The organism is Deinococcus peraridilitoris DSM 19664, assembly GCF_000317835.1.
In the GTDB taxonomy this organism is placed as follows: Bacteria; Deinococcota; Deinococci; order Deinococcales; family Deinococcaceae; genus Deinococcus_A; species Deinococcus_A peraridilitoris.
In genome coordinates this window covers 126600-141023 of sequence record NC_019789.1, presented here as the reverse complement: position 1 = coordinate 141023, position 14424 = coordinate 126600, and the positions used below count along the sequence as shown (strand labels likewise).

Genomic DNA, 14424 nt, shown 5'->3' with positions numbered 1-14424 from the left:
GCACGGTACATGCTCAACGGGAGTTCGGTTTGACGCCGGGCCAGAAAGGTGGAACGCATGCTGGGAAATGATTTGACAGACCTTTACCTCGCAGCCTGGAATGCAGCGGATGAAACCAAGCGAGCCACGCTTTTACGTCAGGTCTTCACCTCAGACGGTCGTTACATCGACCCGCTGACGGAAGCGCACGGTGTGGCGGACATCAGCGTCATGATCGGCCGGGCAAGAGCGCCCTTCGCGGCGGCGCGCTTTCAGCGGTCCGGTGACATGCAGGCGCATCATGACTTTTTGCGCTTCAGCTGGGAATGGCGCACTGAAGATTCCGCGTCGGTCGTGCGAGGAACGGACGTTGCACAGCAGCTCAACGGGCGATTCCAGCTAATGGTGGGCTTCTTCGATCAGCTTCCAGCGGCCCGGCAGAGCACGGAAGGTCTGCATGCGGTGGTCTGAGGCTCTCTTGCTGCGCCGGGTGCTCGCGGTGGACGCAGTCGCCAGCGGGGTGATGGGTGTAGCGTTGCTGGTGGGTGCTGAAGTCCTGCCGGGGCTGCTGGGCGTACCGGAGTCGCTGCCGACACCCACCGGCTGGTTTCTGCTGGGGTACGCAGCGGCGTTGGGTGTGATGGTCGCCTGGCGTCGTCCGGTGCCACTCCCCGTTTGGGCTGTCGTCATGCTGAACCTCACCTGGGTGGTGCTCAGCGTGGCGGTCACATTCTTGTGGCCGCTGACCAGCTGGGGCGCCGCGTTGGTGTGGCTGCAGGCCGTGCTGGTGGTGGGCTTCGCCTGGCTGGAGTTCCTGGGCCTCAAGCCTCAAGCCCGAACCGCCCAGCTGACGTAAGTTCGGACTGGAAGACGCTGAATGCGGGATGGCACGGCAGATCAATGGGTATTCAGTGTTTTCGCGTGAGATTCGGGGAGTGTCGGGCGTTGGAAATCGAAGGGCCTGACCCTTCGTTCACGTCCCTTCAGCCCCTGGCGAGTCCAGTGTGCGGTCCTGTCATAAGGTCACCGCGAGGTCCGCCTCAAAGCGTCGATCGAAGAATCGGTCCGTCATGCCGTACAGGCCAGTCAACGAGCATAACGTCGCCTCGCCTGATGGGCTCAGAACAAGGCGGGTTGCGCAGCAGCCTCTTCGGGTTTCGGGAGCGCCTGAATTTCCTTGAATTCCAGTTGCAGGCGTTCAAGTTGCACCCGCGCCGGATGCGTGATCGCCGGAGCGGCCAGAATTCCTCGCACAGCATTCGGGACAAGAGGCTGCACGGCCTGCACGTACCGCTGTAACTGATGCACGGCTTCCTGGGTGGCTTTGCCGCGTTTGAGTTCCACCACCACGAAACGTCCCTCGGAATCGCGCGCGTACAAATCGATGTCACCGACGCTGCTGATTAGCTCGCGATCCAGTACCGTCAAACCCTCTTCGATCAACTGTGGATTCCTCGCCAGCGCACTCTGCATGTCTTTCTCGCTGCCGGTCAGCACGAAGCCGACTTCTTCCTGCAGTTCGAGCGCCATCGCGATGCTCGGCTCGAGGAACGCGACACGGACCGTTTCCTCCGGGCTTTTCCGGTAAGCAGTCAGGACACACCGACCCTCCTCTGTTCGTGCGCTCATTCATCCGTGCGTGGTTGCCAGTTGATGGGTTTCACGCTTTTCGGGCCGTGCACCATGACACTGCCGTCGCATTTGATGATTACTAGGTAATTTCCCGCTTCGGCCATGCTCATCGCGCGGCCGTGGTAGAGCACTTCGCATTCCCCGGCGATCTGCACGAGGCAGCCACCGACGCGCAGGTGCAAGTTCAGGAAGTCCGACAGTTCATTGGGCGTGGGCCGCAGCAGCTGGTCACGCAACATCCGCACAGGATAGCGTCCCGAGCAGGCGAGGCCGGATCGCCCTCCTTTCACGTCGGTTATGCTTCGCGTGGAGGTTTCATGACCCACCCTGTGCCTGTCACGCCCTTGACTCTCGATCGCACGCAGCTTGAAGCCCTGGCTGAACGCACAACCAGCTTGATGGCGCAGTACGCCGTTCCTGGCGTGACGCTGGGTCTGCTTACCCCGGGCGGGCAGCACGAACTGAGTTTCGGTGTGACCAGCATCGAGCATCCGCTGCCTGTCACGCCGGACACGCTGTTCCAAATCGGGTCGGTCACCAAGACCTTCGTGGCGCTGGCCATCATGCGCCTCGTGGAACGCGGCGACCTGCAATTGGACGACCGGGTCCGTGAGTACCTGCCGGACTTCAGGCTGAGCGATCAGGACGTCGCGGCTCGCGTGACGGTCCGTCAACTCCTGAATCACACGGCGGGATGGGCTGGGGATCATTTCGAGAATACCGGTGAGGGTGATGATGCCCTGGCGCGCATGATGCTGAGTGTCGCGCAGCTCCCCCAGGTAACTCCACTCGGGGAAGTCTGGTCGTACAACAATGCCGCGTTCTACGTGGCGGGACGCGTGATTGAAGTCGTGACACGACAGACCTTCGAAGCGGCCTTGAGGGACCTGGTGCTGACACCGCTCGGCCTCGATACTTCGTTTTTCTTTCCGGATGAAGTGATGACGCGGCGTTTTGCGGTGGGACACGTCATCCAGGGAGGCGAGCCGGTCGTGGCCCGCCCGTGGGGGTTAGGACGCAGTGCCAACGCCGCAGGTGGTCTGGCGTGCAGCGTGCGTGACCTGCTGCGCTACGCTCAGTTCCACCTGCGGGACGGCACGGCCATAAGTGGTGCGCGACTGCTGTCACCGGACAGCATGCAGGTGATGCACACACCCACCGTCGCAGCAGCCGGTGATCGTGCGATGGCCGTGTCGTGGTTCGTGCATGACGAGAGCGGCGTACGGACGTTGATGCATGGTGGTGCGACGAACGGGCAGATGGCTACCTTCCAGCTGGTACCCGAGCGAGGATTCGCCTTCGTGGCCCTCACCAATGGCGATCAGGGAGAAGCGGTGTATGCGGAACTGACCCGCTGGATTCGTCAGCACCTGTTGGGCCTCGTTCCAGTGCAAGAAGAGTACCTTCAGGTGAGTGCTGACGTGCTTCATGAGTTAGTCGGGCGGTACGTGATGGCCGGAGCGGGGGACGTGATTGAGGTGACAACGGACGCTGAGGGGTTGCTGCTGCGGATGATTGAAGGGGATTACTCCAGCATCGCGTCCGTTCCGAGTGATCCTCAACCGCCGTACCGAGCTCGTTTTTACGCGCCGGACAAGCTGGTACTGGTCGATGGACCGTACCGGGGGACGCGCGCGGACGTGCTGCGTTTTCCGGATGGCCGGTTGCGCTGGTTGCGGAAGAGTCGCGTGTACGTGCCGCAACATTGAGGTGCCTTGCGCGCCCTGGCGGGTCTTCTTCCTCGGAGGAAGTCCTAGGGGTGAAGCTGGTAGAGGGAGATTGCTTCGTTCTGCTTTCGTCGAGCGCTTCTTTTCGATGTTCAAGCGGGGATTCCTGATTATGAGCGTAATTTTCAGGCATCAAGAGGAGCGGTCGCAGGTTTTCGAGCATGAGGAAGTGCTGTTCAGTTGGCCTCACTGGCATTTTCATTTGGATCCGCTTAGGGTGTAGATTTCTTGGATACCCTGGCTTTGCCGGGCTTGGCTTGCCTGGTCGTGGTGCGCTTACCGGACGTGGTTTTTGGGTGTGTACCAGCCTGGCGAGATGTGAAGGACGCTTTCCGGCCGGCTGGAGAGGCACTCCAATGTCCGGCCAGGACAGCCTCGACGACTTCCAGGTTCAGCTCGTCGGGTGCGAGCGACTCGGGAAGCACGACGTGCCGTCCGTTCAGGCTGAGTGTCGGGATACCACCGCGGGCTGAGCATGTCGCTCCGGGTACTTTCGGAATGCCGAGGATGGGTGCTCGTCTGGTTGCACCAGCAATCGTGCGTTCCAGGCCATTCGTCCAGAATGCCTCCAGGTACGGTACCCGGCCTTGCTTTCCTTCCGCGATGGCGTCGAGGTCCGCTTCCATCTTCGCCGTGAAGTCCTTACTCACGAGGTTGTCAAAGGCGGCCGTGAGGTACGTGCTGACCAGCAGCCCCAACCAGGTCACCGCGAGCTGGCGACCTGCGGGTCGCATGTACCCGCGGGCCTGCAGGGTCGTGAGGATCTGCGCGTACGTGCTGGGCCGACCAATACCCGCGCGTTCCAGCGTCTGAACCAGGCTCGCTTCGCTGTACCGACCGGGAGGGGTGGTGCGTTTCTCCTCGGTCTTGACGTCCTTCAGCGGGTACTGCGAGGCAGCTGGCAGGGAAGGCAGCGTCTGCTCTTCTTCCAGGTCTTCCTGCGCGTCCTGGTACGCCAGGGTGAAGCCCGGGTACGTCAGGCGCTTCCCGGTCGCCTGGAGTTTCACCACTCCCGCCTGCAGCACCACCACGGTCTTTTCACCTTGCGCGTCGTTCATCTGACAGGCGATTGTTCGGCGGTAGATCAGGTCGTACACGCTGAGCAGTTCACCATTGAGGTCCGTTTCCTTCGGAGTTTTGAAATCCGTTCCGCTGGGCCGGATGGCTTCGTGGGCTTCTTGCGCGTTTTTTGCTTTCGCTTGGTACTGCCGGGCGCGCTCGGGAAGGTGTTGCGCTCCGTACTGCTGCTCAATGGCTTGACGGCTGGCGTGTTGCGCTTCGCTTGAGAGGCTGGGGCTGTCCGTGCGGTGGTAGGTGATGTACCCTCCTTCGTACAACGTCTGCGCGAGCTTCATGGTCTGCTCGGCCCGGAGGCGCAGTTGCCGGGCTGCTTCCTGCTGCAAGGTGCTGGTGGTGAAGGGCGCGGGAGGTTTTTGCGTGAAGGGCGTGGTGGTGACCTTGTCAATCACACCTGTCTGCCGTGACAGGTACGTCTTGAGCTGCGCGGCTTGCTCGGTCGTCATCAGCAGCACGTCGTTTTTCAGTGTGCCGTTCGCGTCGAAGTCTCGTGGGAGCGCCAAGGGGTTTTCGCGTACGTGCGTGACGGTCGCGATGAAGGAGGGTGAGCTCATGACGTTCGCGGTGACCCGCCAGTAGTTCGCGTTGGTGAAGTTCATGCGTTCCTCTTCACGGTCCGCGAGGATCTTCAGGGCAGCACTCTGCACCCGACCGGCGCTGAGTCCGGATCCGATGACATTCCACAAGAGCGGGGACACACCGAAACCCACCAGCCGGTCGATCAGCCGTCTGGCTTCCTGCGCGCCGACCAGGTGGTAATCGAGCGTCCTGGGGTTCTGCGCGGCCTGGTGGATGGCGTCTTTGGTGATTTCCGTGAAGGTCATGCGGGCGAACTGCCCGTCCTTCAGGTTCAGTACGCGTGTGAGGTGCCAGCCAATCGCTTCCCCTTCCCGGTCCGGGTCAGTGGCGATCAGCACGCGGTCAGCGTTCTTCGCGGCCTCGCGGAGTTCCTTGACGACTTTGGCTTTCTTGCGGCTGATGACGTAGAGCGGTTTGAAGCCCCCCGCGACATCCACGCCGGTGCGCGCCCAGGGTGCGCTTCGGTATTGTTCCGGAACGTCGTTCTTGCTGGCGGGCAGATCACGGATGTGCCCGAGGCTGGCGCGCACCACGTACGCGTTGCCCAGCAGGCTCTGGATTTTCTTGCCTTTGCTGGGTGACTCGACGATCACCAGGGTACGCATGCGTCTTTCCGGCACGTCACCTTACCGCGCGCTTTCTTCCGGCAGGCACATCAGGACGCACTGCCACGCCGGCCGTACCAGTCGCCTTTGCCACCATCGCCGAAGGCGAAGCCAAAGTGGACACGCAACGTGTTGCGTCTGCCGTGTAGCCTGCCCAGACAGCCACGCGTCATCAACGCCACTCCACACGCCGGCGGGGGCGATGAGATTGCTGCCCACGACAGGCGTGACCTCGTCACACAGGATGTGCGTGAGTTCCTGGGTGCTGTACCCGGAGTTCGCCAGAACACACGCGATGTGCCGATCATCGGCTTCGCTGAGTTCGGTATCCAGGAACAACTCCGACAAGGCGGTCCATACTGGCTGGCAGCGCCGTCGATCTTCCGGGGACAGTCCATCGCGTGCGCGCATGCGTTCATTTCATCAGATGCGGGGTGGGGCAATATGTTCCGCGACTTCCAGCACGTCCTTGGGTGGCAGCACGCCTTTGAAGAAGATCACCCGGCCTTCAAATTCACTGGGGTCCACGCCGGCTTTCTCGAGGTTCAGGCGTTCACTGACGGCGATGATGACGTCCTGACGACCGGATTTCTTCAGCAGCGCGAATTTCTTCTTGAGGTAATCCGGACGCCAGTACCCGACGATTTCCAGCAGCACCGCGCGGTCGTCTTTCACCAGCCGGAAGTCCGGGATGATCACACCACCCGGGACGGGGACGAGATCCACTTCGCGTTCGAGAATCCAGTCAGAGCTGGCTTTCTCGAAGCGTTCCGCGAAGGCAGATTCGAGGGCACTATCGAAGTCCGCTTCTTCCTTGTAGTGACTGACCAGACCGCTTTCGCTGGTGAGTTCGAAACGCCATTCTTCATCGTTGGATTCGATCCAGGCGAGGTCCTTGCGGGGTTTCAGGGTGGCGGTGAGGTCCCATTTGGTGACGTGCAGCAGGGCCGGCAGGAATTTCGCCATGCTGAGTCCGTAGCGGGTGCTCTGCTTGAAGAGACTTGTCGGTCCGTCCAGGACGATCGTGAAGCCGTAATCGGCGTCGCCTTCCACGGTGGCCATCAACCCGAAGAGCTTGAGGTACTTGAAGAGTTGTTTGTAACGGGCGGGTTCGTTGCGCCGGGCGGTGATGACGAGTTCGTACGCGCGGTACAGTGCTCCCTGGGATTGCGCGAGGTTATAGCGGTCCATCAGTGCTTGTACTTCAGGGGCTTGGAACGCCACGAGTTCCTGGTTCTCCGGCAGGTCCGCGTACAAACCATCGAGGATGTCTTCTGCGCTGAGGGTGGTGTCGTGATCGCTGAGTTCCGTCGCGGCCTGCTCGAGGACCACCTGCCGTCGTATCCGGCTGGGCGGGCTGTGCTGCGCGAGCGCGAAGACTTTCTCGCGAATCCGGGCGGGTTCGGTTTTCGCGCGGGTTTCGAAGGTGCTGTGGTCACTCGCGAGCAGGTGAGAAAGTCCGCGGATGACCTTGAAGTCACTGCGGCCTTCTTCGAGTTGCGAGAGGAGTTCGTTGAGGGTGCGTTTGCGTTCACCGACGTTGAAGTCGTACAGCTCGATCAGCGCTTTGGCGAGGCTGCGGTTCTTGTCGTTGTTGGGCAGCTTGCGGGGGGTCAGCATGCCCGCTTCGACTTTGAAGCTGAGCAGTTCGGTGGGCAGCATCAGAGGTTCTCCCAGCTGGTTTCCTGAATGTCATACGCGAAGGTCGTGCGGGGTTGTTTTGCGGTTTGCTGGAATTGACCTCGGCGGCGTTGACTGACGTGCTCTTCACTGGTGCCTTCCGTGACGAGTTCGTACAGCACTGCTTTCTTACCGGTGACTTTGCGCAGGATGCGGCCGAGTCGTTGGATGTGCTCTCGTTCGGTGGCCGTGCCGGAGAGGACGATGGCGATGCTGGCTTCCGGGACGTCGACGCCTTCGTTGAGTACGCGGCTGGTGACGATGACGCGGTACTCGCCTTTCCGGAAGGCTTCGAGGAGCTTGTGGCGCTCTTTGACGGGGGTCTGGTGGGTGATGCAGGGAATCAGGAAGTCATGACTGATGCGGTACACGGTGGCGTTGTCGTCCGTGAAGATGATGGTGCGTTCCTGCAGGTGTTGCTGCAGGAGTTCTTCGAGGACGCGGAGTTTGCCGTCCGTGCCGTACGCGAGTTTGCGGGCTTCGCGGTGCGCGAGCATGGCGCGGCGTCCTTCGGGAGTGCCGCACGAGGCGATGAACTGCTTCCAGCCGTCAAGGCTGCCGAGTTGAATGCCGGCCTTCGCGAGGAATTTGTTGCGGGTCTGGATCAGTTCTGCGTAGCGTTTCTGTTCGCTGGGGCTGAGTTTCACCAGGATCTTGACTTCCTGGTACTCGTTGAGGGTGTGCCCCTGGAGTTCTTCGGGCAGGCGGCGGTAAGCGACAGGACCGATCAGGTCGTCGAGGTCTTTTTCACGGCCGTCGCTGCGTTTGGGGGTGGCGGTGAGACCCAGGCGGTACGGGGCGATGCTGTACTCGGCGATGACGCGCATGAAGTCCGCGGGAAGGTGGTGCGCTTCGTCGAAGACCAGCAGGGCGTACTGGTTCCCAAGTTTTTCCGCGTGAATGGCGGCGCTGTCGTACGTGGCGATGAGGAGGGGGGTTTCGTCGTGGCTGCCTCCGCCGAGCAGGCCGAGGTTGGCGTCCGGAAAAGCGGCGAGAAGGCCGGAGTACCATTGGTGCATCAGGTCAAGGGTGGGGACCAGGATGAGGGTGGTTCTGGGTGTGTCACGCATGGCGAGTTGCGCGACGAGGGTCTTGCCGGCGCCGGTGGGCAGGACGACCACACCCCGTCTCCCCTGCTGCTTCCAGGCGCTCAGGGCTTCCTGCTGGTGTTTGTACGGAGTGATTTCGCGGCTGAAGCCGAGTTCGAGTGGCCCGAAGTCGGCGGCGCTGTCGATGATGTTGATTCCGCTCGCGCGGGCGGTTTCCATGACGGTGCGGTACTGCTGGGCGGGCGCGCGATTGGTTTGTGTTCGGGCGTCCCAGGTGAAGAGGCTGGTGAGCACAGGGGGAAGGATGTCAATGGTGAGGGTGCCGCGGTCGAAGCGCAGCGTTGGGGGACGCGGCATATCCATTATGATAGCAACAGAATGAACGGACGGGCCCGTAGCCCCGCTCAAGAACGAGGTCACGTCCGCAAGATCATCCACGTCGACGCCGACGCTTTCTTCGCGTCCGTGGAAGTGCGAGACAAGCCAAAACTGAAAGGCCAGGCCATGGCGGTCGCCTGGAAAGGCCCGCATAGCGTCGTCACCACCGCTCCGTATGAAGCCAGTGGAGCGCCTCGAATTCAACGTGAAGTCGTGGTCGTCTGACCACTCACCTACCTTCAAGACGGTTCAGTGGGGCTTACTTCGGTCTTCCTGGCGCGATCAGCTGCACACCCCGTTGGATGAGCGCGGTGTGGAGGTGTGACACAAACTCCAGGGCGTGCTCACCATCACCGTGAATACACACGGTATCCGCTCGGATCGAGACCATCTCCCCATCGGTTGCGCGGACCTTTCCATCATTGACCATGTGGAGCACCTGCTGTACGGCGAGCGCTGGGTCATGCAGCATGGCGTTCGGTTGGGTTCGGGGGGTCAGTGTTCCGTTTTGCTGGTACGTGCGGTCCGCGAAGACTTCATGCGCAACCGCCAGACCTTGTTTTTCTGCGGCGCGTGTCATTTCCGAGCCTGACAGCGCGTACAGATGCAGTGTGGGATCCACGGCCAGCACTGCTCGGACAATGGCGGCCGCCAGGGGCTGCTGTACAGCTGCCATGTTGTGCAGCATTCCGTGAGGTTTCACGTGCCTCAGAGTGCCGCCAGCGGCCCGCACGAATCCCCATAAGGCCCCGATCTGGTACACCACGAGTTCGTACACTTCTTCTGGGGTCAGCTCCATCGCACGTCGGCCGAAACCCTGCAGGTCCGGGAAACTCGGGTGTGCGCCGATGGCGACGTCATGCTCTATCGCGAGGTCGACGGTGCGCCGCATGGTACTGAAGTCGCCCGCGTGAAATCCACAGGCGATATTGGCTGAGGTGATGAACTTCATCACTGCGGCATCCTGCCCGAGGGTGAAACGACCATAGCTCTCGCCCATATCGCAGTTCAGATCCAGTGGTCTCATACAATCCCCCGTGAAGAATGTGTGTGTGCGTGCAGAGCAATTGCCGTTTGAATAGAACGGAGGGTTCGTTCCTGCTGAAGCAGGGCGTGACGGGCCTGATCTTCATCGACCAAGTGAAAATGCACGTGGTCACCGGGTTGGAGTTGTGCGATGAGGGGTAAGTCCACCTGAGTGACCTGCGCGATGCGTGGGTATCCACCGGTTGTCTGAGCGTCTGCCAGCAGTACGATCGGTTGTCCGGTTGGTGGTACTTGCACCGTTCCGGCGGTAACAGCAGTCGATAACAACTGCTGCGCAGACTGAAGTGTCAATTCAGGACCTTGTAAACGGTAGCCCATCCGGTCTACTTGCGGTGTGGTTCGGTACGGATGCACAAAGAAGTCATGGCTTGCTGACCCGGTGAACCACCGATGCTCTGGCCCAATCATTGCGCGCACGGTTGGGCGGTTGGTGTAGGCTGGCCGGAACTGCTGCGCGATGAACCATTTCGTCCAGGCTGCGCCAGCCGTAGTGTTACGCAGGTCGTGCAAGAAGCGTTGAGCTATCGGGGATGAGTTTCCCACCCGCAGTTCATCACCTTGCTTGAGGGCGCGTCCTTCATGACCGCCGAAGTTCGCGCGGAGGCACGTACCACGACCATTGAGCACGAGTGGCACGTCCACTCCCCCAGCGACGGACAGGTACGCCCGGCATCCCCGGTTGGGACGATCAAGTTTCAGGGTACTTCCTGCGGGCACTCGGACTGGACGCCAGTTGGGAACAGGCTGTTCATTAATGCGAACGGGGAGGGATGCACCGGTCACGGCGATCAGGGCTTCTTCTTCAAAGTAGACGCTCAAACCTCCTAAGGTCACCTCGAACGCAGCGGCATCTTTGGTGTTGCCGACCAGCAGGTTTGCTGTTCGTAGGGCGAAGGCATCCATGGCGCCTCCGATGGGAACACCGAGGTGTTGCATGCAGTACCGTCCGGTGTCTTGCAGGGTGGTGAGCACCCCAGGCCGTATGATGCGCATCACCACGGGGACTCCTGGAATTCCCGGTAGGATATGGGGATAAACCGCACTTGATCGCCTGGCTGTAAGAGGGTGGTGCGTGCTGCGTAAGGCTTGAAGAGCTTCACGGGAGTTCGTCCGATGATGTGCCAGCCGGCGGGCGTCTCGAATGGATAGATGACCGTGTATCCGTTGGCGATGGCCACTGATCCTGCCGGAACTGAGAGTCGGGGGGTTGTTCGGCGGGGAAGGTTCAGGGTGCTGGATGGGGACCTGAGGTATGGCAGGCCGGGTGCGAATCCCAGGAACAACACCTGGTGTTCGGTCTTAACGTGCAACCCGATGACGTCCGCTGGGGTCATTTGGCAGTGGTCGGCCACGTCAAGCAGGTCGGGCGCGCAGGGCTGCTCGTAACACACGGGAATGTCCACGCGCGTCGTTGAAGTGCGCGTGAGCTGAGTAAGCGAGTGAAGCCGGGTGAGCAGGTCGGCACGCACGTCACGCCCGGCAATTTCGGTCGCTTGATAGTAAACCGTCAGGGTCGTGTAGGCAGGAACACACTCGGTGAAGCCCGAAAACGGCTGGGCTTGTAAGTGCTGCATGAGGCTGAGGATCGTTTGACGTTTAAGGTCACTGACCGGCCCGCCGAAATCAACGACTTGTGCCACTTCCCCCAGGGGGTAGCACACGGGTCGCAATTCGCTGGAGCTGGGTAATTCCTGCTGTGAGGGCGGTGGGGTGGATGGGGAACGTCGAGGTAAATTCAAGTGGTCCTTGCCGCGCCTCTTGTGCCGGGGTGCATGGACGCCACGCCAGACGAAAGCGCCGGTAAAAGAGGAGCTTCGTGTCAGATGACCTATGCGGATTTTCTGCTGACGTGGAGTTTCGCTATGGTTGCGTGTGATAATCCAGCGCAGCCTGGCAGACGGTCAGGTGCGCTTTGACGAACATGCGGAACAACTCACCGTAAATGGTCTCATCTGGCGCTTCGGTGATCACGGTGAGGGGGCACAGTGCGGCGGGTTGTTCACTGAGGATGAATGGTAGCCCGTGAATCAGCTCGTAGTGCGGCTGCAGCAAATGCGTGGAGCTGATGTGTGAGGCGCGCTCCGCATGTCGGGCAATGTCTGGTTGTTCTTTCAGCTGCCCAGCGATCACTTCTGCCAGGGCTCGCGCTTGCGCCTGATGCCCAGGCCAGTACCAGATGATCGTCAGGAATCCGGCGGGTAAGGCCCACGATTCAAAGCCATGCGGCGCGTAACCGCTGTATGGCCGCACCCACTCATGCGCGGGGTAACCATGCAAATTGAGGTGCAGAGTCGCGTGTACTTCCTGCTGAGCCCACACGCGCGCACGCGCTTCCCAGCGGGGTTGTCCCTGGCGTACCCGGGCTTCCAGGTCATCACCAAGCGAGGTGTAACGTGCCGCGTGGTGCATGTGGTCTGGAGCGAGCTGAATCAACGTGCGGTGCAGGTGCGCGCCATCAGGATTCTCGAGTGGGAGAACAGCGAAATTCACCTCGCTGGCTGCCAGTGCGGCGATGAACTTCAGGGCGGCCACTGGACCTGTGGTTTCGTTGGCGTGCTGGCCAGCCGTGACGATGATGCCGTCGGGTGTGACCTGACCGGACCGGATGACCGTCGGTACTGGGCGACCATCGACGCTGGCTGCCGGGATGTGCCAGTCGAGGCCATGCTGATTGGCCAGCTGACGCGCGGTCGCCCAGATGTGCGTGGGTGGGCAGGGTCGATCGAGCAGCGTCAACGGCTCGTCCAGCAATGAACTGTCCAGGCGGGGTGGCTCCTGGATTTCCAGCGGACGTTCACTCCACTCGGTCAGCACGACGCGTACTCGGCCTTCCTGCCCGGGCGTGTTGTGAACGATGGGTACGATCCTGCCCGGCGTGAGGGTGCGCGCCGCCGTTGGTGTCTGCGTATGTCGTTTCAAGGCGTCCAGCGTACCGAAGTACACTTCCTCCGTGAGGGCCTCGGTCATGCTGACGCGTTCCTCGAGCACTTCCAGCGGGAAATCGGGTTCCGAGAGATGCGCGCTGACGGATAAATTCTGGAAGACCAGCCCGTCAGCGCGTTCATCGGAAAGCTGCAGGACGCGTGGAATCACCGTGGCGCAGTACCAGTCCCAGAACAACTCACCATCCGTGGCGATGCGTTCGTCGTACAACTGCCGGGTGCCTGACTGCACGCTGAGCCAGCCAGTGGGACCTAGCACGTTCCTGCCGTCCGGCGAGACGCGCGACTGCAGCGGCACGAAACATTCACCTCGCCAGACTTCCCGGTCACCCTGCCAGAGGATCGCCTGGTACGTGCGGTGCGGGGTGTGAGCAGGCTGGTACTCACCGTGAAGTCCTTCGCGTTCCAGCACGGCCGCAAGCGGGTAGAGTTCCTGCAGGAAACGCCCGGGGCTTTCGTTGCTGAGCTGCGGGTACGTGAGCGTCAGGCGGTCCGCCTGCGCGCGCCGCCAGATAGGCCGGAGTTCTTCAGTCACCCAGAAGTACGCACTCTTGTACGCACTGCGGACCTGCGCGCTGCACGGCACTCCGCGGGCCTGCAGGGTGCTGGTAATGGCGGCCTTGAGGAACGAGCGAATTTCTGGTGATTCCGAGACGTACGCCAGCACACGGACCGGTTGATCGGGAGTTGGCAGCGTCTGAAGCTGTTCGAGGAGGCGCTGGCCTTCCCAGGGAAAGTGTTGCTCCCATTCGGTGCGTACCCCCCGTGAAGCGTGACGAGGCAGCCTGACAGATTGGGCGTTCAGTTCGTCTTGCGCGCCTTGAAGCGTAAGTTGTTCTGGGTTGAAGTCCGTGGGTTGAATGCCCATCACCGCCTTCCGTGCGGATCGAGATGATCACGAAGCCAGTCGCCCAGCAGGTTGAAGCCGAGGACCGTCAGGGTAATGGCCACTCCTGGGAAGACCGACACCCACCAGGCACTTTGCAGGTAGGTGCGACCGTCAGCGAGCATGCCTCCCCAGGAGGGCACTTGTGGATCTACACCCAGCCCCAGGAAGGTCAAGCCGGATTCCAGCAGGATGTTGTTCGCGACATTCAGTGTCGCGAGGACGACAATGGGACCGATGGCGTTCGGAACGATATGGCGGAACATCATGCGGGCGTTGTTCGCGCCGAGGGCATGCGCAGCCTGCACGTACTCGCGTTCTCGCAGGGAGAGCACTACACCCCGCACAAGTCGCGCGTACTGCGCCCACTGCGAAAGAACCATCACGGCAATCAGCTTCCATAACCCCGGTCCGATGATTGCGATGACGGTGATGGCGAGCAGAATAAAAGGAAACGCGAGTTGAATATCCGCAAGACGCATCAGAATTGAACCGAGCGAAGCGCGGTAGTAACCGGCGATCAGTCCGATCAGAGAGCCGAGCAAGGCGGACAGCGCCACCGAGACCAGACCGACAATCAATGAAATACGTCCTCCATACACCACGCGGGCGAGCACGTCACGACCGATCGGATCAGTCCCCAGCGGATGCGTGCCGCTGAACGTCGGGGGTTGCAGGCGCGCATTGAGGTCCATGACGTCACCTCCGGCGGGGAACAGCAGGTTGGCGAACAGCACCAGCAGTAAAATCGTGCCGGTGAGCAACGCACCGAAAATCAAATCTGCTTTCCAGCCGGTGAAGCGGCGACGTGCCTTGAGGGGCGGGGTGGTCGGGTGCGTCATG

General features: G+C 61.3%; 14 protein-coding genes and 1 pseudogene. 4 read left to right on the top strand and 11 right to left on the bottom strand.

Features of this window, described 5'->3' with window-relative positions; translation table 11 throughout:
- Positions 1-57: 57 nt before the first annotated feature.
- The gene (locus tag DEIPE_RS19390; protein ID WP_015231280.1) at positions 58-450 is read left to right on the top strand and encodes a nuclear transport factor 2 family protein; all 393 of its coding nucleotides are present in this window, start codon (positions 58-60) and stop codon (positions 448-450) included.
- Positions 437-835 (top strand): hypothetical protein, encoded by a 399-nt coding sequence (locus tag DEIPE_RS19385; protein WP_015231279.1) that lies wholly within the window; start codon positions 437-439, stop codon positions 833-835. The genes DEIPE_RS19390 and DEIPE_RS19385 overlap by 14 nt, the downstream gene beginning before the upstream one ends.
- A gap of 263 nt (positions 836-1098) precedes the next feature.
- Here DEIPE_RS19385 and DEIPE_RS19380 read toward each other — a convergent pair whose 3' ends face one another.
- Both DEIPE_RS19380 and DEIPE_RS25320 read right to left on the bottom strand, forming a co-directional pair.
- Positions 1099-1608: an endonuclease NucS domain-containing protein gene (locus tag DEIPE_RS19380; protein ID WP_281168019.1), complete on the bottom strand. Its 510-nt coding sequence runs from the start codon at positions 1606-1608 to the stop codon at positions 1099-1101.
- On the bottom strand, positions 1605-1850 hold the full coding sequence (locus DEIPE_RS25320; RefSeq protein WP_281168018.1) for a PDDEXK family nuclease: 246 nt from the start codon (positions 1848-1850) through the stop codon (positions 1605-1607). The genes DEIPE_RS19380 and DEIPE_RS25320 overlap by 4 nt, the downstream gene beginning before the upstream one ends.
- Positions 1851-1928: 78 nt before the next feature.
- On the opposite strand from DEIPE_RS25320, the gene DEIPE_RS19375 reads away from it, so the two are divergent.
- Positions 1929-3320, top strand: a complete 1392-nt coding sequence (locus DEIPE_RS19375; protein WP_015231278.1) for a serine hydrolase domain-containing protein — start codon at positions 1929-1931, stop codon at positions 3318-3320.
- Positions 3321-3550: 230 nt separating this feature from the next.
- Here the strand turns inward: DEIPE_RS19375 and topA are convergent, their stop codons facing one another.
- From topA to DEIPE_RS19355, 4 genes are read right to left on the bottom strand one after another with little or no spacing between them, the layout of a single operon-like run.
- A complete protein-coding gene (gene topA / locus DEIPE_RS19370; RefSeq protein ID WP_015231277.1) occupies positions 3551-5599 on the bottom strand; it encodes a type I DNA topoisomerase in 2049 nt (682 codons plus the stop codon).
- A gap of 21 nt (positions 5600-5620) precedes the next feature.
- Positions 5621-6010 (bottom strand): DUF7079 family protein, encoded by a 390-nt coding sequence (locus DEIPE_RS25610; RefSeq protein ID WP_015231276.1) that lies wholly within the window; start codon positions 6008-6010, stop codon positions 5621-5623.
- A gap of 12 nt (positions 6011-6022) precedes the next feature.
- On the bottom strand, positions 6023-7261 hold the full coding sequence (locus DEIPE_RS19360; RefSeq protein WP_015231275.1) for a DUF790 family protein: 1239 nt from the start codon (positions 7259-7261) through the stop codon (positions 6023-6025).
- Positions 7261-8685, bottom strand: a complete 1425-nt coding sequence (locus DEIPE_RS19355) for a DEAD/DEAH box helicase family protein (RefSeq protein ID WP_041231895.1) — start codon at positions 8683-8685, stop codon at positions 7261-7263. The genes DEIPE_RS19360 and DEIPE_RS19355 overlap by 1 nt, the downstream gene beginning before the upstream one ends.
- A 21-nt stretch (positions 8686-8706) precedes the next feature.
- On the opposite strand from DEIPE_RS19355, the pseudogene DEIPE_RS23350 reads away from it, so the two are divergent.
- A pseudogene (locus tag DEIPE_RS23350) lies at positions 8707-8889 on the top strand (Y-family DNA polymerase); the annotation flags it as partial.
- A 76-nt stretch (positions 8890-8965) separates the two neighbouring features.
- Here DEIPE_RS23350 and DEIPE_RS19350 read toward each other — a convergent pair.
- From DEIPE_RS19350 to DEIPE_RS19330, 5 genes are all read right to left on the bottom strand, one after another.
- Positions 8966-9733: a 5-oxoprolinase subunit PxpA gene (locus DEIPE_RS19350; RefSeq protein WP_015231273.1), complete on the bottom strand. Its 768-nt coding sequence runs from the start codon at positions 9731-9733 to the stop codon at positions 8966-8968.
- The gene (locus tag DEIPE_RS19345) at positions 9730-10746 is read right to left on the bottom strand and encodes a 5-oxoprolinase subunit C family protein (protein WP_041231894.1); all 1017 of its coding nucleotides are present in this window, start codon (positions 10744-10746) and stop codon (positions 9730-9732) included. The genes DEIPE_RS19350 and DEIPE_RS19345 overlap by 4 nt, the downstream gene beginning before the upstream one ends.
- Positions 10746-11414: a 5-oxoprolinase subunit PxpB gene (gene pxpB, locus DEIPE_RS19340; protein ID WP_015231271.1), complete on the bottom strand. Its 669-nt coding sequence runs from the start codon at positions 11412-11414 to the stop codon at positions 10746-10748. The genes DEIPE_RS19345 and pxpB overlap by 1 nt, the downstream gene beginning before the upstream one ends.
- A 199-nt stretch (positions 11415-11613) precedes the next feature.
- The gene (locus tag DEIPE_RS19335) at positions 11614-13563 is read right to left on the bottom strand and encodes a M14 family zinc carboxypeptidase (RefSeq protein WP_015231270.1); all 1950 of its coding nucleotides are present in this window, start codon (positions 13561-13563) and stop codon (positions 11614-11616) included.
- The gene (locus DEIPE_RS19330; RefSeq protein WP_015231269.1) at positions 13563-14423 is read right to left on the bottom strand and encodes an ABC transporter permease; all 861 of its coding nucleotides are present in this window, start codon (positions 14421-14423) and stop codon (positions 13563-13565) included. Before DEIPE_RS19330 ends, DEIPE_RS19335 begins: the two co-directional genes overlap by 1 nt.
- Between the last annotated feature and the right edge of the window lies 1 nt (position 14424).